A 16347-nucleotide genomic window follows, 5' to 3' on the forward strand; every position below is an offset into this window, starting at 1 on the left:
TCCCCGGCCGGACGGTGACAGCGAATTCATAGGCTTTTCATGCGGCGCGGTGCTATTCGACAGGGACGGTTCCTTCCTTGCCGGACCAGCCCGCCATGCCGACCGAGGCCAATCCAAAACGCGCCGCCGCGCTGTTCCGCTTTCTGCGGGACGTCTGGACGCTGACCCGCCCCTATTGGTCGTCGGAGGAGCGCTGGGCGGCGCGGGGATTGCTGGCCGCCATCGTCGCGCTGAATCTGGCCGTGGTCTTCATCACGGTCGAGCTGACCGAGGTCAACGGCGCCATCTTCAACGCGCTCCAGGACAAGGACCAGGGCGCCTTCGTCGATCAACTCCTGCTGTTCGGAGGGCTGGCGCTGGTCTCCATCGCGGTCGCCGTGTACCGGCTCTACCTGAACCAGATGCTGCAGATCCGCTGGCGGCGCTGGCTGACCGACCGCTGTCTGGGCGACTGGATGGAGGGCCAGACCTACTACCGCCTCCAGCTAGCCGGCACGCCGGCCGACAACCCGGACCAGCGCATCGCCGAGGATCTGCGCGGCTTCGTCCAACTGACGCTGAGCCTGTCGCTGGGCTTCCTGACCAACCTCGTCACGCTGGTCTCCTTCCTGGTGATGCTGTGGAGCCTGTCGGGGACGGTGAGCGTCGCGCTGTTCGGCGTGGAGCTGACGATCCCCGGCTACATGGTGTGGGTGGCGCTGGCCTACGCGGTGGCGGGGACGTGGCTGACCCACCGGATCGGCCGCCCGCTCGCCCGGCTGAGCTTCGACCAGCAGAAATACGAGGCCGACTTCCGCTTCGCGCTCGTTCGCCTGCGCGAGAACGCGGAGAGCGTGGCCCTGCAGGGCGGCGAGGCGCAGGAGCGGCACGGCTTCGCCCGGCGCTTCGCCCGCGTGGTGGACAACTGGTGGGCGATCATGCGCACGCAGAAGCGGCTGGTCTGGTTCACCTCGGCCTATGGGCAGGTGGCGATCATCTTCCCGTTCCTGGTCGCCGCGCCGCGCTATTTCTCCGGCGCGGTTCCGCTGGGCGCGCTGACGCAGACCGCGCAGGCCTTCGGGCAGGTGCAGGACGCCCTGTCCTGGTTCATCGACGCCTATGTGAGCCTGACCGACTGGCACGCCACGACCAGCCGCCTCATCGGCTTCCACGAGGCGGTGCGGGAGGTCCGGCGGACGGCGCACACCGCGCCGCGGATCGACCGCGCCGCCGGGCCGGACGGCGCCTTGCGGGTGGAGGGGGTGGAACTGGCCCTGCCGCTGGGCGGGGCGCCGCTGCTGCGCGCCGACCTGACGGTTCAGCCGGGGGAACGCGTGCTCATCACTGGCCCGTCCGGCTCGGGCAAGAGCACGCTGTTCCGCGCGCTGGCCGGGCTCTGGCCGTTCGGGCGCGGGCGCATCGGCCTGCCCGCCGGGGCGGACGCCATGCACCTGCCGCAGAAGCCCTACATGCCCATCGGCAGCCTGCGCGCCGCCGTCGCCTACCCCTCGGCACCGGAGGCGTTCGAGGCGGAGGCGGTGCGCGCCGCCCTGGACGCGGTGGGGATGAGCGCCTTCGCCGAGCGTCTGGACGAGGAGGACCATTGGGCGCAGCGCCTGTCCGGCGGCGAGCAGCAGCGCGTCGCCTTCGCCCGCGCCCTGCTGCACCGGCCCGGCTGGCTGTTCCTGGACGAGGCGACGTCGGCCTGCGATCCGGCGACGGAGGCGCGGCTCTACGGCCTGCTGGCCGAGCGCCTGCCCGGCACGACGGTGGTCAGCGTCGGCCACCGGTCCAGCCTGCCGGCGCATCACGACCGGACCGTCACGGTGGGACAGGGCGGTGACGGGGTGGGGGAACTGGTCGGGTGCTGAACGCCGCGCCCGGCCGTGGGGCGGGCTTGGCCTCCGGCCCGCGCGATCAATATCGCTGTCGTCCCGTCACCAACCGCCGTGGTTCCGATGCCGAGGGTTGTCCGCTGCAGGTCGCTCCCCGCCATGGTGGCGGCCATCGTGATCGCCTGTGTGATCGCCGGCTCCGCTCCGCCGGCTCGGGCGGCGAATCCGGAGGCGGTCGATCCCAAGGGGCTGATCCTTCTCATGAGGCACGCGGAGGCGCCCGGAGTCGGTGATCCACCGGGCTTCCAGCTCCGCGACTGCGCGACCCAACGCAACCTGGACGCAAACGGCCGTGAGCAGGCCCGCCGCACCGGCGACCTGTTGCGGAGGATCGCCGACCGGCCGGCCGCCGTCCATTCGAGCCAGTGGTGCCGCTGCCTGGAGACCGCCCGGCTTCTCGACGTCGGCCCCGTGCAGGAGCTTCCGGCGCTCAACTCCTTCTTCGAGCGGCGGGAGGAGCAGGAGGCGCAGATGGCGACGCTGCGCCGGTTCCTGGCCGGGTTGCCGGCCGACGGCGCGCCGGTCGTGCTGGTCACCCATCAGGTGGTCGTCACCGCCTTGACCGGCGTCTTTCCGGCCTCGGCCGAGGCGGTGGTGCTGCGGGCCAACGGAACGGGCGCGCCGGCCGTCGAGGGCCGCATCCAGGTCAAGGGCTCCGAGTAGCGCACGGAGCCCTTGACCTGGTCGGGTTCGCGGATGCCGACCGGACCCTACTTCTGGACGTTGGCGGCGGTCTGGCCGAACAGGATCTTCTTGCCCTCATCGGTGACCGACGGGCGCTTGGCCAGCTCCGCGCCCTTCTCGTAGGCGCGGACGGTCGCCGGGCGGGCCTGGATCGCCTCGAACCAGCGCTTCAGCTCGGGGAAGTCGGCGAGGTTCTGGCGCTGCCGCTCGTGCGGGACGATCCACGGGTAGCAGGCCATGTCGGCGATGGTCAGCGCGTCCCCCGCGATGAAGGCACGGCCCGCCAGACGCTTGTTCAGGACGCCGTAGAGGCGGTTGGTCTCCTTCACATAGCGGTCGATGGCGTAGGGGATCTGCTCGGGCGCGTACTGCACGAAATGGTGGTTCTGCCCGGCCATCGGGCCGAGGCCCCCCACCTGCCAGAACAGCCACTCCAGGACCGTCTTGCGGCCGCGCGTGTCGGCGGGCAGGAACTTGCCGGTCTTCTCCGCCAGATAGGTCAGGATCGCGCCCGATTCGAAGACGGACACCGGCTCTCCGCCGTCGGCCGGGGCGCGGTCGACGATCGCCGGCATGCGGTTGTTCGGCGACATCGCCAGGAATTCCGGCTTGAACTGGTCGCCGGCCGAGATGTCCACGGGATGGATGGTGTAGTCCAGCCCGGCTTCCTCCAGGAACAGGGTGATCTTGTGCCCGTTGGGGGTCGGCCAATAGTGAAGGTCGATCATGGCGGTCCTTCCGGTTTGTCTGCGCCCCGAAAAGTGATGGAGAGCGCGGTTTCCGGCAACCCGCGCCGTGCGCGCATCAGCCCTCCGGAAGGGGCAGGCGAGGGGCGCAACGTCGCGGCCCGCGGAATGTTGAGAACGGTGAACCAACAACCAGAACGAGGACCGTCATGAACGAAGACCGGAATCCCGCCACCCAGCGCCAGCCCCGACAAAAGGACGACCGGATCGACGAGGCCCAGGATGGCACCGTCAAGCCGGACCAGGGCGGCGAGGCCGAACTGACGGAAAAGGAAGAGCAGAAGCGCGGCGGCGCCAACAAATCCACCCCGGGCCCGATCTACGACGTGTGAGGCCGGCCCGTCAGGAGACGAGCGCCAGGGTGGGGTCGGGCGGTATCGGCGTGGCGTCTTCCAGCGTCCGGGCCACCTCGTCCAGCGGGGCGGCGACCACCAGCGGTTCGGAGCGTCCGGCGAAGGTGATCTCGGTCCGCTCCCCTTCGGTGCCGCGCAGGTACAGAACGCCCGCGGCGTTGATCAGGACCGGTGCCCCGGCGCGGTCGGTGAATTCGATGAACTTCATGCAGGACTCCCACGGAGGTTGCATCACGCTTGGACTGTTTCAAACACGCAAAGTGGGCGGCGGGTTCGCTTCTCCCTATGGCACTGCCCGTTCGGTTCCGCGCCGGCTCGCTCATTGCGCGCAATCAGCCCCTTGATTGATGCACCGCATCGACAAACATGGGCGCTGCGGGCCACGTCGGCCCGCGCCGTCCGCCAACAAGGAACAGATGCCGTGAAGTTGCTCGTCGTCGAAGACGATCCGTTGATCGGGCCCGCCATCAAGGCCGTGATGGAGAATGCCGGATACACGGTCGTCGGCCCCCTGCGCGACGCCGCCAAGGCGACGCGGCTGGGGGTCCGGGAACAGCCGGATCTTGCCCTGGTGGACGTCTATCTGGCCGGGGGTGAGAACGGGCTGACGCTGGCCCGCAAACTGTGGGAGGAGCACAACATCCCCTCCCTGCTGATCACTGGTTTCGACCACCGCGGCGAGGAGGCGCGCGATTTCGCGGTCGGCCTGCTGCGCAAACCGGTGATGCCCGACGCGCTGGTCGACGCGGTCGGGGCTGTGGGTGAAATCCTGGCGGGGCTGCGCCCGTCCTCGATCCCGCCGGCGCTGGAGCTGTTCGGGCGGCCCGAGCGCCTGTCCGCCGCCGCGCCGCGGCCGGCGCCCCAGTCGTCGCCGCAACCCGTGCAGCAGCCCATGCGGCGGCAGGGCTGAGACCCTGAGGCCCCGCCCTGCCGTTTTTCCGATGCCCGTTTTCCGATGTTTCGAACAGTGACCTGACGCGGTGACCGTCAGCGGTCCGGAGAGCCTTCCGGACCGCCCGGCGCGGGCGCTTCCGCCGGCTGGGCGGAGTTCTGCGCGGGCGCCGCGACGGACTGTCCGTCCTGCGGCTTGGTGGTTTCGGAGCCGTTGCTGGGGTCCAGCTCGACCCACTGGCGATGATCGCTCATGACTTATCTCCCGTCCGTCTGTGGTCGCGTCCCGTCGTGCAGGAATGGTCCGGTGAGGCGCCTCTCGTTTCTCGGTTCGGGCGCCTGTCCTTTGGAATAACGCGTGGCGGAGGGATTCGATCAATCCCGACCGAAGAAATCGGGTATTTTGTGGGGCAGCCCTGTCAGATGCTCCCTTTTAAGGGCTCTCTTTCAGAAGCCGCCGCGGGCCAGGGCCGGCTCGCCCCGCCGCAACAGCCGCCGGGCCAGCGACAGCGGGGCGCGCAACAGGTGACGGGCGGCGGCGCGGGGGCCGAGCGGCTTCTCGATCGCGTAATATTTGCGGATCGTCTCCCGCACCTCCCAGACGCCGGTGAAGCCTCGGGGAATGACGAAGGCGTCGCCCTCCCCATGCTCCCGCGGTGCGCCGTCCCGGGGGGTGATGACCACCCGCCCGGCCAGCAGCACGCAGAACTCCTCGTACGGCCAGTCGGCCATGGCGATGGTGCCCGGCGTGCATTGCCAGACCCCGCAGGCGAACCGCTCCCCGCCGCCGTCGTAGAGGTTCAGGAACGTTTCCTGAGGGTCGCCGGACAGCACGGTCCCGAAGACGGCGGGCTTGCCGGGGTGTTCCCCGATCAGCCTCTGGTCGATGGGGACGAGCGTCCGGCGCGGCGGCGGGTTGCGGTCCATGGAACTCACCCCTCCCGCACCAGCAGGGCGACGGGGAAGTCGCGGAAGAGATCGGCGGCGGTCACCGCGTCGGCGGCCTCCAGCGTCCCGTCGGTCAGCGCGTTGCGCCAGCGCTGCCCGCGCGGCAGCGGGACGGAGGTGTCGCCCCAGTCCGGAGTCTCGCCCAGCGCGCCCACCAGCCGCGGGGCGGCGACCACGACGGTGTCGTCGCCCAACCGCCGGGCGAAAGCCACCACATGCTCCGCCCGCTCGCCCGTCGCCTCCAGCGGCAGGTACTCGCCCTTGGCGAAAAGGTCGGGCATGGCCGCCCGCAGGGCCAGGGCGCGCCGGGTCAGCGAGAGCTTCACCGCGCCGTCCTGCCAGCGCTCCAGCAGGCCGCCGATGGGTGCCCCCTCGACCTCGTCGAGCAGGCGGCGGCGGGCGTCGTAGTCCACCGGGCGCCGGTTGTCGGGATCGACGAGGCTGAAGTTCCACAGCTCGCAGCCCTGGTAGATGTCCGGCACGCCGGGGCTGGTCAGCTTCAGCAGGGTCTGGGTCAGCCCGTTGACCATGCCGATGCGGGCGAGGCGCTCCTGGAAGGGCAGGAAGGCGTCGAAGAAGGCGGTGCTGCGCGTCACGTCCAGCGCGTCGTGGACGAAGCTGGTCATGGCGCTCTCATAGGCTTCGTCGGGGGCCGCCCAGGTGCTGTGGACCTTGGCCTCGCGCATCGACTTGGTCATGGCGCCGGCGAGGCGTTCCGCGAACTCCGTCATCGCCTGCGGGTCGAGGCTGGCCGGGTCCGCGCCGGTCAGTTCCGCCGGCCAAGCGCCGACGAGGAGCTGGTAGAACAGATACTCGTCGTTGCGGTCGGGCGGGGCGGTGCCCTCCACGTCGCCGCGGCGGGCGCGGAGCAGGCGGCTCCAGGTCTGGATCTGCCGCTCCCACTCCTCCGGCATTTCCGACAGGGCGTAGAGGCGGGCGCGGGTGTCCTCGCCGCGCTTGGTGTCGTGGGTGGTGCTGCCCAGCATGGCGTGGGGCCAGCGCTCCGCCCGCTCGGCGTTGGCGTGGTGGAAGTTGGCGACGCTGACCCCGAAATGCTCGGGATGCCCACCGACCTCGTTCAGCGCGGCCAGCCGGTTGTAGCGGTAGAAGGCGGTGTCCTCCAGCCCCTTGGCCATCACCGGACCGCTGTATTGCTGGAAGCGCATGGCGAAGCGCAGCACCTGCTGGCGGCTGTAACCGCTGCGCGGCTGGGCCACCAGATCGGTGGTCAGCAGCCTTTGCAGGAAATCATAGGCGGAGCCGTCGGTGTTCGGGTCGGCCTTGCGCGCCTGGGTGATCGCCCAGTCGATGCTCCGCTGGTCCAGCTCGTTCACGCCGCGCCAGTCCACATAGGTGCGGTAGACGGGGAAGCGGGCGATGGTTTCCTTCAGCGCCTGGTGCAGGATGTTGGCGGTGAAGTCGGCGGTGCGCGGGTTGGCGCGGGCGATGCGCGAGGCCTGCCGGGCCAGCACATGCAGCTCGCTGGCCATCTCGCTGTCCATGATGCGGATCTTGCTCGTCCGCACCACCTCGTCGAAGCTCTCGCGCCGCCCGGTGAAGTCGGCGTAGAGACGGGTGAAGGCCTCCTCGCCCTTCGGGTCGACAAGCAGCCCGCCCATCAGATTGGCGAACTCGTAGCCGGTGGTGCCGTCGATGGGCCAGTCCTCGCGCAGCCGCTCGTGGCGGGCCAGGATCTTCTCGACCACCAGATAGAAGGGCCGCTCCGTCGCCTGGGCCAGCCGCTCGCAATAGCCCTTGGGGTCGTAGAGGCCGTCGATGTGGTCGATGCGCAGCCCGTCCAGCGTGCCGTCGTCGACCAGCTTGAAGGCCAGCCGGTGGGCGACGTCGAACAGCTCCCGCTCCTCCATGCGCAGGCCGGCGAGCTCGTTGATGTTGAAGAAGCGGCGATAGTTGATATCGTCCGCCGCCACCTTGAAATAGGCGGCGCGCCAGTTCTGGGCGGCGATCAGGTCGGTCAGGCGGCGCCAGCTCTCCGGCTCGCCCTCTTCGCCGCGGAAGCGCTTCAGCCGCCGCTCCACGGCCTCGGCCACGTCGGGCTTCTCGGAGACCAGCGCCGCCAGCTCGGCCTTGAGGGCGTTGGCGCGGCGGATCTGGTGCGGGCGCACCTGATCGAGATGGCGGAAGGCGTCGCCGATGCGTTCCAGGTCCGGCTGGTCGTCGCCCAGGATCGTGCCGTAATCGGCGGGCCGGATGGGCAGCTTGTGGGTGTCGTAGGCCCAGACGGCGAAGCCGCCCGTCTCCTTGTCGAAGCGCAGCTCCAACCCGCCGGATTCCAGAACGGCGCCGAATTGGTCGCCGAGCAGCGGCACCAGCACCTTGCCGTGCAGGTAGCGGCGGTCGGGTTCCCACTCGATGTCGAAGTAGCCGGCGTAGGGGCTGTCCGGCCCCCATTCCAGCACGTCCAGCCACCAGCCGTTGTCCGACCCGCCGACGCCCATGTGGTTCGGCACGAAGTCGAGGATCTGGCCGAGCCCGTTGCGCTTCAGCGCCTCCACCATGCCGTGGAAGGACTCCTCGCTGCCCAGCTCCGGGTTCAGGGCGTTGTGGTCGACGATGTCGTAGCCGTGGGTGCTGCCCGGCCGCGCCTTCATGTAGGGCGAGGCGTAGAGGTGGCTGACGCCCAGCCGCGCCATGTAGTCGGCGATTCCAGCGGTGCGGTCGAAGCCGAACTCGGCGCGCAGCTGCACGCGGTAGGTGGCCAGGGGGATCGGCTTATCGGCGTCCGCCGCCATGGGTTGGTCTCCTGAATCAGGAACGGTGAAAGCCCCTCTCCCGACCCGGGAGAGGGAGGGGCCCGCCGCGGAGCGGCGGGAGGGTGAGGGTACCGGCGACGGGCAACGGGCTGATCCTCGGCTGTACCCTCACCCGGCGCCTCCGGCGCCACCCTCTCCCGGGGCGGGAGAGGGGCGAGCGGCCGCCACCGCGGCCGGCCGGGCGGCGGCCATGATGGCGGCGATGGCGCCGGCCTGCGGGCCGTCGGCCATGTCCTCCAGCGCGAGGCGCAGCTTGCGGCGCCAGTTGGGGTACTGGTCCACCGTGCCGGGCAGGTTGACCTGCTCCAGCTCGGCGGTCAGGTCGTCCATCTGGACCATGGCGATGGCCGAGCCGGTGCGGGCCAGGAAGGCGTGCACCGCGTGGCCGAGCGCTTCGCTGTAAGGGCTGTCGGGGCCGAAGCTGGCGGGCAGCGGCAGGAAGGCGTCGGTCAGGGCCTCCAGCAGGCGGGCGCGCTCGGCCATGCGGCGGTCGCGCTGGCGCTCCGCCTCGCCGTCGGCGGGGTAGAGGCCGCGTTCCTCCTTCAGCGTGATGTCGTGCCCCTCCCACCAGCCGCGCAGCGTGGCGAGGTCGTGGCTGCCCACCGTGGCGAGCGCCGCGTAGGGGTAGTCGTCGGGGCCGCGGAATCCGCCATCCTCGGTCCATTCGAAGAACATCACCCGGTAACTCAGGACACCCGCCTCCGCCATGCGCTCGCGGAATCCCTCGGGCACGGTGCCCAGATCCTCGCCGACGACGAGGCAACGGTTGCGCTGGCTCTCCAGGGCCAGGATTCCGAGGAGGTCGTCCATCGGGTAGGCGACGTAGGCCCCTTCGGAGGGCGGGTGCCCCTCCGGTATCCAGTAGACGTGCTGGAGCGCCATGGCGTGGTCGATGCGCAGCGCCCCGGCGTGGCGCATGTTGGCGCGCAGAAGCTCGATGAAGCGGGCATAGCCGCCCTCGCGCAGGGCGTGGGGGTGGAAGGGCGGCAGGCCCCAGTCCTGCCCGGCCGGGTTGAACAGGTCGGGCGGGGCGCCGACATGGGCCTGCGCCACCACCACATGCGGGTCGGCCCAGGTTTCCGCCCCGCCGCTGTCCGCCCCGACCGCGAGGTCGCGGAAGAAGCCGACGGCCATCCCGCGCTCCCGCGCCCGCTCCGCCGCCGCCTGCAACTGGCTGTCGGCCAGCCATTGCAGCCAGACGAAGAGGTCGATGCGCTCCCACTGCTCCTCGGCGAAGCGGCGGACGGCGGGGGAGGCGGCGTCCCGATACTCCTCCGGCCAGCGGCGCCAGTCGGGCGTGCCGTCCTTGGCGAAACGCTCGCGCAGGGCCTGGAAGGTGCAGAAGCGCTCCAGCCCCTCGCCCAGCTCGGCCCGGAAGGCGGCGAGCGCCCGACGCCGCTCCTCGCTGCCCTCCGCCTGGAAATGGGCGAACAGCCGTTCCAGGACCGGCAGCTTCAGCGCCGCCACGGCGGCGTAGTCGACCAGCGGCGCGGCCTCCGCCGCCTTGACGTCCCGCAGGAACGCCTCATCCGCGATCCGGTCGCGGGCCTCGGCGCAGCCCATCAGCTCCGGCACCGCCAGCACGTCAATGTAGAGCGGGTTGAGGAACAGGCGGCTGGCCGGGGAATAGGGGCTGGCCTGATCGGGGTTGTCGAGGAACAGGGCGTGCAGCGGGTTCAGCCCGACGATGCCCGCCCCGCGCGCCGCCGCCATCTCCGCGACGTTGACGAGGTCGCCGAAATCGCCGATCCCCCAATCCCCGGCGCAGCGCAGGGCGTAGAGCTGCACCGACAGGCCCCAGATCCGCTCACCCATCTGGAGCGGGGCGGGCAGGTGGCAGGTGGCGGGGGCGGCGATCACCGTCGTCTCCAGACCGGGATGCTCCGCCCGCAGCCCGTCCACGTCCAGCCGCAGCCGGTGATAGCCGGGCGCCGGAGCCGCGCCGAGGTCAAGGCGCCGCACCTCGAAGCGCTGCCCCTCGGCACCGGCCTTGCGGACCAGCGGCAGATCGGCGAAATCGGCCTCGCCGCCGCGCTCGCCGCCCTCCTCCAGCGTCAGGGTCCAGCGCAGCGTCCCGCTGCCCGCCGGCAGGGTGACGGTGACCGAGAAGGGCGGGCGGTCGATGCGCAGCACCGCCACCGGGGGCAGGGGACGGGCCAGCTCGCTCCGCTCCAGCGCCGCCAGCGCCTCCTCCGGGTCGTCGGCGTCCACCTCCATGGCGGCAAGGAGGGCGCGGATGGTGCCCTCCGACGCCTGGACGGTCTCGCCCGACGCGCCGGTGTAGTGCGTCTCGATCCCCATCCGCTCGCCGAGCCGGTCGAGCGCCGTCGTCTCCTCGATGGTCCACAGGACGGACCGCGGCGCCATGGTTCCGGAATCGAGGCCGTCGCCCTCGGTCCACAGGACGCGGCCCACGGCCTCGCCCATGCCCTCCACCGGCGTCTCGGACAGGTTGGCGAGCAGATGCAGGCGGCTGCCGTCGCCCAGCCGCCAGGAGACGCGGATGCCCCGCCCGTCGATCACCTCGTGGGCGGCCGCACCGCCGGGCGCGTTCTCCAACCGCGGCGCGATCTCCTTGCGGCGCACCGCCAGGATGCGGCGGTACCAGTCCAGCCATTCCCCATGCTCGCCCGTGTCGCGGTCGTCCCAATCGAGCTTGGCCGACTGGAAGGTCTCCGGCGCGGTCGGGTCGGGGATGCGGTCGCGCACCTTCGGGTCCTGGAATTCAGGGAACTTGGCGAACTCCTCCCGACGGCCGTTGCGCACCGCCTCGGCCAGCTCGTCGGCGAAGTCGCAGAAGAAGGGGAAGGGGCGCTCGGAGGCCCACTCCTCGCCCATGAACAGCATCGGGATGCCCGGCCCCAGCAGATAGAGCGAGGTCGCCGCCCGCACCGCCTCGGGTCGCGAGAAGCGGGTGATGCGGTCCCCGAAGGCGCGGTTGCCGATCTGGTCGTGATTCTGGATGAAGGTGACGAAGGCGGTCGGCGGGAGGTGCGCCGACGGCTCGCCGCGCGCCTCGCCGCCGCGGTAGGAGGAGGCGTGGCCCTGGAAGGCGAAGCCCTCGGCCATGGCGCGGGCCAGCTTCACCGCGTCGCCGGCGTAGTCGGCGTAATAGCCGGCGTCCTCGCCGGACGCCCAGACGTGCAGGCAGTGGTGCAGGTCGTCGTTCCACTGCGCGGTGTGCCAGCGCGGGTCGCCCTCCGGATGGCGTTCCAGCAGGTGGGCTTCGTTCTCGTCGTTCTCCAGAACGAGATGGACGTGGCGGCGGCAGCGCACGGCGTCATGCACGCGTTCCGCCAGCTCCTGGAGGAACAGCTTGTCGCTGTCGTCGAGGATGGCGTGGACCGCGTCGAAGCGCAGCCCGTCCATGTGGAACTCCTCGATCCAATAGAGCGCGTTGTGGATGAAGTAGTCGCGCACCGTGGCGTTGCGCGGCCCGTCGACGTTGATGGCGTCGCCCCAGGGCGTCTTGTGCCGGTCGGTGAAGAAGGCCTTGGCGTAGGCGTGGAGGTAGTTCCCGTCCGGCCCGAAATGGTTGTAGACGACGTCGAGGAAGACCATCAGCCCCTTGGCGTGGGCGGCGTCGACCAGCGCCTTCAGGTCCTCCGGCCGGCCGTAGGCGGCGTCCGGGGCGTAGGGCAGCACCCCGTCATAGCCCCAGTTGCGGGCGCCGGGGAAATCGGCCACCGGCAGCAGCTCGATGGCGGTGACGCCCAGCTCCACGAGGTGGTCGAGCTTGTCGATGGCGGCGCGGAAGGTGCCTTCCTCGGTGAAGGTGCCGACGTGAAGCTCGTACAGCACCGTCTCGTGCCAGGGGCGCCCGGTCCAGGCGGCGTCGGACCAGTGGAACACGGTGGGGTCGATCACCTCGCTCGGCCCGTGCACGTCCTCCGGCTGGTGGCGGGAGGCCGGGTCGGGCACGCGCAGCCCGTCGGGAAGCTCGAACTGGTAGCGGCTGCCCGCCTGGGCCTGGGCGGTGGTCCATTCGAACCAGCCGTCGGCCCGCCGCACCATGGGCAGCAGGGCCTGGGTGTCCTCCAGCCACAGCGAGACCTGCTCGGTCCCCGGCGCCCACAGCGTGAAGCGGACGGAGCCGTCGGGCTGCACCTGCGCGCCGAAGGGCATGGCATGGGCCCGCGCCTCGCCAATACGGGTGGCGCCGGGGGCGGCCAGCCCGACCGGGCCGGACGCGCGGTCGGCGACCTCCGGCCCGGCGTCGGCGCCGAGGATGCCGATGGCGCCGGCCAGCGGGATGGCCAGCCAGTCGGGCCGGTTCGCCAGCTCGTAGCCGATCTCGTAGAGCGCCTTCTCCAGCAGGAAGAGTTTCAAAAGCTGCGTGGCGGTGGCCGCGTCGGCGGGCCAGCCCGGGCAATCGCCGATGGCCTCGCGGTAGCCGGCGACGAAGGCGGATGCGGCTTCCCCCTCCCACCAGTTCAGCCAGGCGGTGCGGGCGCCGCGCGCCGTCTCGTCCAGGCCGTCGGGCAGGGCGGCCCGCGCCCCGGCGGCGGCGTAGGTGATGGAGCGCAGCATTCCCGCCACGTCGCGCAGGATGCAGTGCTTGGCCCGCCGTTCGGCCAGCGGGCGCATCGGCTCGCCCTCGAAATCGACGATGAACAGGTCGTCCTTGCCGGCCAGCACCTGCCCCAGGTGATAATCGCCGTGCAGGCGCATGGCGTGGAAGTCGCCGCGCCGGGGCGTCAGCGTCGCGATCTGGCGCATCACCGTGGCCTCGCTGTCGGCCAGGGAGGCGGCGTAGGGGGCGATGTCGGCGTTCAGCCGCGGGGCGGCCTCGCGCAGCTGGCCCAGCACGCGGCGGGCGAGGCTGCGCACGCCGTCCGCCCAGCCCGAAAGCATGGCGGGGGTGACGGGTTCCGGCGTGAAGGCGTCACCGCCGCCGGGGGTGGCGAGCGCCCGGTGCATCTCCGCCGTGCGGCGGCCCAGCCGGCGCATGACGGTCATCAGCGCGACGTCGTCCGCCTTGTCGTCGTCGAAGCGCTCGACGCGCTCCGCCAGGGCGGCGGTGACGTGGCTCCAGGCGTCGCGGGCGTCGGGGACCAGCTCCTGCAGGATGCACAGGGTGGCGGCCTCGCCGTCACCCGTGCGCTCCACCCAGCCGAGCAGGGCGGGGGTGTTGCGGAAGTTGGCGACCTCGGTCAGGAAGCGCCCGACCTCCAGCTCCGGATGGGTGCCGGATTCCAGCTTGCGCAGCCCCTTCAGGATCGCCGCGTCGCCGACGCGGACGGAGGTGTTGGATTGCTCCACCCCGGTCCAGCGCAGCGGGGCGCCGCCGTCCAGCGCGCCCTTCACGGAGTCGAAGGCGCGGCTGCGGCCATAGCGCAGGCCGCCGTTCTCACCGCCCTTGCGGATGCCGTCGAGCAAGGCGCGAACCACCTCCTCGTCGCCGTAGCCGTCGCGCAGGCTGCCCGTCCAGGGGAGCGCATCGGGGCCGGCGATGACGAAGGGGTCCGCGCCGTCGGCCTTGCCGTCGCGGTCGAGCACCAGGGGAAGCTGGTAGAGCTGCGGCTCGCGCCCCGGGGCCTCCACCCGCAGCAGGCAGAGCTGGGCGGAGCCGGAGGCCAGCGGAAGCGGCAGCGCATCGACGATGCGCACGGTGGGCGTGCCGGCGTCCTTTGCGGCGTACCAACGCCGTCCGGTCAGGAAGCCCGGAAGCAGTTTGTCCTGAAGCAGGGACAGGGCCTCGCCCTCGATGGGGCCGGAAAAAGCGTTCGATTTGGGCGCTGTCGGCAAGACACGTCTCCCCTGTTGGGCGGCACGGCTCGCACAACAACCGGGGCGGTTCGGTGTTCCTCCCGCCTAACCGTAGGTGGCTAGCCGTCGGACATGCGCGGATGGTGGGGCAGGCGGCCCAATCGGCCGATCCGTTCGGCCAGTTGCAGCGCCTCGACCACGTCGTCGAGCCGCCCGCACTGCATCAGCGTGTGGGCGTGGGTGTTGAGCGCGGCGACCACCGCGCGTTCGTCGGACACGCCGTCGGCCGGGCGCCCGTCGCGGTCGAGGATGACCGCGCCGAGCGCGGCCAGCGCCTCCGCCGACAGATTCACGGCGTCGAGCATCGCCGCGTCATCCTTCTCCGCGGCGTTCAGCACGGGTTCCAGCACCTCGGCGAGCAACCGGGGATTCATGAAGGCACGCTCCTGACGGCATCTGTGCTTTAAAACACTGAAAATGGCCCGTTGTGCCGCCGCCGCAAGCCGATGCCCCGTCAACTGAACGGGAGGTAGAGGCGCTTACGCCTCCAACACGGACTCGACCTCGGACAGGTCGCTCAGGCGGCGGGCCAGCTTGTCCGTGCACTGGATTTCCAGGATGCCGAAGCCGGCGTTGGGCGCGATCGCGTGAAGGTCGCCGGCCATCCCGTTCTGGCTGGCGAAGCGCTTGACCCGCTCCACCATGGCGTCGCGTTCGGGCCGGCCCGGACGCAGGCCGGGCAGGGGGCGGGTGAACAGAACCTTGTAGCGTTTGAACATGGCGTGAGCCATGGGAGGGTTTCCCGGCCTGGATGGGGATGGACGCGCCACGGGATGTGGCACGTCCATCCCCGCCGGTGCAAGCCCTTCGGGCCGGGGTCAGTCCCCAGCGTCAGTCCCCAGCGTTGTCCTTGGTCGGCTCGACGTTCTCCGCGCCCTTGCGGGTGCCGCCGAAGCGGTCGGCGCCCTTGGCGTCGGGGGCGTCCGGCTTCTTGTGGTTGCCGGTGTTCTGCTGGTCGTCGGTGTGCTTGACGGTCTCTTCGGTGTGGGGCTGCTTCATTGGGGGGCCTCATGCTCCGTTCGGAAAGGTCACCCCCAACAACCGGCCGGGCTCGCGCCCGTTCCCTCAGATGACATTCGTCTCCAGCAGGGGGCGGTTCTCCACCAGACGGTCGTAGGCGAAGGCCGACAGGTTCAGGCTGCGATAGGCGCCGGTCGCGATCAGCTCCGCCAGCCCGCGCCCGGCCCCCGGCGCCTGTTGCAGCCCATGGCCGCTGAAACCGTTGCAGAACAGGAAGTTGCGAAGCTCCGGATGCGGCCCGATGACGGCGTTCTGGTCGATCTCGTTGTATTCGTAGAATCCGGCCCAGGCGTTGGTGACCTTGATCGCCTCGAAGGCGGGCACGCGCTCGGCCAGCGCCGGCCACATCATCTCCTCGAACAGGTCGTGCTCCACCGTCAGGTCGTCGGTGTCCGGGTCGCGGTCGGCGGGCGGCGGGGCGCCGCAGATGAACTGCTTGCCCTCGGGCCGGAACCACACGCCGGATGGGTCGATGACCAGCGGGCAGCCGGGCAGCTCATCGCGGCAGTCGAACACGAAGACGCAGCGCTTGCGCGCCGCCACCGGCAGGTCCACCCCGGCCATGGTGGCGACGCGGCGGGCCTGCGGCCCGGCGGCGTTGACCGCCACCCCGCAGGACAGCCGCCGGCCGTCGGCCAGACGCACCGCGGCGACCTTGCCGTCGGCGGTGTCGATGCCCGCGACCTCCCCGGCGATCATGGCGACGCCCAGCGCCTTGGCCTTGCGGCGGAAGGCCTGCATCAGGCTGTAGCCGTCGAACCAGCCTTCCCCGGACAGGCCCAGCGAGCCGAGCGCGATCCCCTCCACCGACAGCCAGGGGAAGCGGGCGGCCAGCTCCTCCGGCGACAGCAGGGCGACGTCGGCGCCGCAGGAGAGCTGGATGGCGTTGTTCCGGCGCAAAATGTCCGCCCCGGCCCCGGTCGCCAGATAGAGATAGCCCGGCTCGCGCAGGCCCAGGTCCACCGGGTCGCCCTCCACGGAGAGATGTTCCGTCGCGTTGCGGATGAAGGACAGGCCGAATTGCGACAGGGCGATGTTCGCCGGGGTCGAGAACTGCTGACGGATCGAGCTGGCCGACAGGGCGGAGGAGGCGCGCTGGTAGGTCGGGTCCCGCTCCACCACCGCCACGGTGCCGCCGAAGCCGGGGTCGTTCGCCAGGAAATAGGCGACCGCGCAGCCCATCACACCACCGCCGACGATCACGACGTCGTACCGATCCGCCATCGAACGCTCCCGAATTAACTATGTTTATCGTTCCGGTGATCGGGCCAGAAGGCGGGGCCGCCGT

At 70.9% G+C, this 16347-nt stretch carries 14 protein-coding genes; 4 read left to right on the top strand and 10 right to left on the bottom strand.

Features of this window, described 5'->3' with window-relative positions:
• Positions 1-77: 77 nt before the first annotated feature.
• Positions 78-1850: an ABC transporter ATP-binding protein/permease gene (locus tag D3869_RS22140; RefSeq protein WP_349017885.1), complete on the top strand. Its 1773-nt coding sequence runs from the start codon at positions 78-80 to the stop codon at positions 1848-1850.
• Positions 1851-1973: 123 nt separating this feature from the next.
• On the top strand, positions 1974-2537 hold the full coding sequence (locus tag D3869_RS22145) for a histidine phosphatase family protein (RefSeq protein WP_247895841.1): 564 nt from the start codon (positions 1974-1976) through the stop codon (positions 2535-2537).
• Between the two features lie 47 nt (positions 2538-2584).
• On the opposite strand, the gene D3869_RS22150 is transcribed toward D3869_RS22145, so the two are convergent.
• Positions 2585-3286, bottom strand: a complete 702-nt coding sequence (locus D3869_RS22150) for a glutathione binding-like protein (RefSeq protein ID WP_137141930.1) — start codon at positions 3284-3286, stop codon at positions 2585-2587.
• Positions 3287-3453: 167 nt separating this feature from the next.
• Here D3869_RS22150 and D3869_RS22155 point away from each other — a divergent pair, with 167 nt between their 5' ends.
• Positions 3454-3636, top strand: coding sequence for a hypothetical protein (locus D3869_RS22155; RefSeq protein ID WP_137141931.1), 183 nt, complete (start codon positions 3454-3456; stop codon positions 3634-3636).
• Between the two features lie 10 nt (positions 3637-3646).
• On the opposite strand, the gene D3869_RS22160 is transcribed toward D3869_RS22155, so the two are convergent.
• Entirely contained in the window at positions 3647-3865 is a 219-nt protein-coding gene (locus D3869_RS22160; RefSeq protein WP_035683641.1) for a hypothetical protein, read from the bottom strand.
• Between the two features lie 213 nt (positions 3866-4078).
• Here D3869_RS22160 and D3869_RS22165 point away from each other — a divergent pair, with 213 nt between their 5' ends.
• Positions 4079-4567: a response regulator gene (locus D3869_RS22165; RefSeq protein ID WP_137141932.1), complete on the top strand. Its 489-nt coding sequence runs from the start codon at positions 4079-4081 to the stop codon at positions 4565-4567.
• A 77-nt stretch (positions 4568-4644) separates the two neighbouring features.
• On the opposite strand, the gene D3869_RS33205 is transcribed toward D3869_RS22165, so the two are convergent.
• From D3869_RS33205 to D3869_RS22195, 8 genes are all read right to left on the bottom strand, one after another.
• On the bottom strand, positions 4645-4803 hold the full coding sequence (locus D3869_RS33205; protein ID WP_175426548.1) for a hypothetical protein: 159 nt from the start codon (positions 4801-4803) through the stop codon (positions 4645-4647).
• A 192-nt stretch (positions 4804-4995) separates the two neighbouring features.
• Positions 4996-5475 (bottom strand): cupin domain-containing protein, encoded by a 480-nt coding sequence (locus D3869_RS22170; RefSeq protein WP_247895842.1) that lies wholly within the window; start codon positions 5473-5475, stop codon positions 4996-4998.
• Between the two features lie 5 nt (positions 5476-5480).
• Positions 5481-8249 (bottom strand): malto-oligosyltrehalose synthase, encoded by a 2769-nt coding sequence (gene treY / locus D3869_RS22175; protein WP_137141934.1) that lies wholly within the window; start codon positions 8247-8249, stop codon positions 5481-5483.
• A 129-nt stretch (positions 8250-8378) separates the two neighbouring features.
• Positions 8379-14018 (bottom strand): malto-oligosyltrehalose trehalohydrolase, encoded by a 5640-nt coding sequence (gene treZ / locus D3869_RS22180; protein ID WP_137141935.1) that lies wholly within the window; start codon positions 14016-14018, stop codon positions 8379-8381.
• 80 nt (positions 14019-14098) lie between these two features.
• Positions 14099-14413 (bottom strand): hypothetical protein, encoded by a 315-nt coding sequence (locus D3869_RS22185; protein ID WP_035677092.1) that lies wholly within the window; start codon positions 14411-14413, stop codon positions 14099-14101.
• A 105-nt stretch (positions 14414-14518) separates the two neighbouring features.
• Positions 14519-14770 (bottom strand): hypothetical protein, encoded by a 252-nt coding sequence (locus D3869_RS22190; protein ID WP_094303270.1) that lies wholly within the window; start codon positions 14768-14770, stop codon positions 14519-14521.
• A 100-nt stretch (positions 14771-14870) separates the two neighbouring features.
• Positions 14871-15038, bottom strand: a complete 168-nt coding sequence (locus tag D3869_RS33210) for a hypothetical protein (RefSeq protein ID WP_175426549.1) — start codon at positions 15036-15038, stop codon at positions 14871-14873.
• 66 nt (positions 15039-15104) lie between these two features.
• A complete protein-coding gene (locus D3869_RS22195; protein WP_137141936.1) occupies positions 15105-16283 on the bottom strand; it encodes an NAD(P)/FAD-dependent oxidoreductase in 1179 nt (392 codons plus the stop codon).
• Between the last annotated feature and the right edge of the window lie 64 nt (positions 16284-16347).

Source organism: Azospirillum brasilense (genome assembly GCF_005222205.1).
Lineage (GTDB): Bacteria > Pseudomonadota > Alphaproteobacteria > Azospirillales > Azospirillaceae > Azospirillum > Azospirillum brasilense_G.

Excerpts from the sequence above, each read along its gene's own strand:
- D3869_RS22145 (WP_247895841.1), top strand. The coding sequence starts at position 1,974 with ATGGTGGCGGCCATCGTGATCGCCTGTGTGATCGCCGGCTCCGCTCCG.
- D3869_RS22150 (WP_137141930.1), bottom strand. The coding sequence starts at position 3,286 with ATGATCGACCTTCACTATTGGCCGACCCCCAACGGGCACAAGATCACC.
- D3869_RS22155 (WP_137141931.1), top strand. The coding sequence starts at position 3,454 with ATGAACGAAGACCGGAATCCCGCCACCCAGCGCCAGCCCCGACAAAAG.
- D3869_RS22160 (WP_035683641.1), bottom strand. The coding sequence starts at position 3,865 with ATGAAGTTCATCGAATTCACCGACCGCGCCGGGGCACCGGTCCTGATC.
- D3869_RS33205 (WP_175426548.1), bottom strand. The coding sequence starts at position 4,803 with ATGAGCGATCATCGCCAGTGGGTCGAGCTGGACCCCAGCAACGGCTCC.
- D3869_RS22170 (WP_247895842.1), bottom strand. The coding sequence starts at position 5,475 with ATGGACCGCAACCCGCCGCCGCGCCGGACGCTCGTCCCCATCGACCAG.
- treY (WP_137141934.1), bottom strand. The coding sequence starts at position 8,249 with ATGGCGGCGGACGCCGATAAGCCGATCCCCCTGGCCACCTACCGCGTG.
- D3869_RS22185 (WP_035677092.1), bottom strand. The coding sequence starts at position 14,413 with ATGAATCCCCGGTTGCTCGCCGAGGTGCTGGAACCCGTGCTGAACGCC.
- D3869_RS22190 (WP_094303270.1), bottom strand. The coding sequence starts at position 14,770 with ATGGCTCACGCCATGTTCAAACGCTACAAGGTTCTGTTCACCCGCCCC.
- D3869_RS33210 (WP_175426549.1), bottom strand. The coding sequence starts at position 15,038 with ATGAAGCAGCCCCACACCGAAGAGACCGTCAAGCACACCGACGACCAG.
- D3869_RS22195 (WP_137141936.1), bottom strand. The coding sequence starts at position 16,283 with ATGGCGGATCGGTACGACGTCGTGATCGTCGGCGGTGGTGTGATGGGC.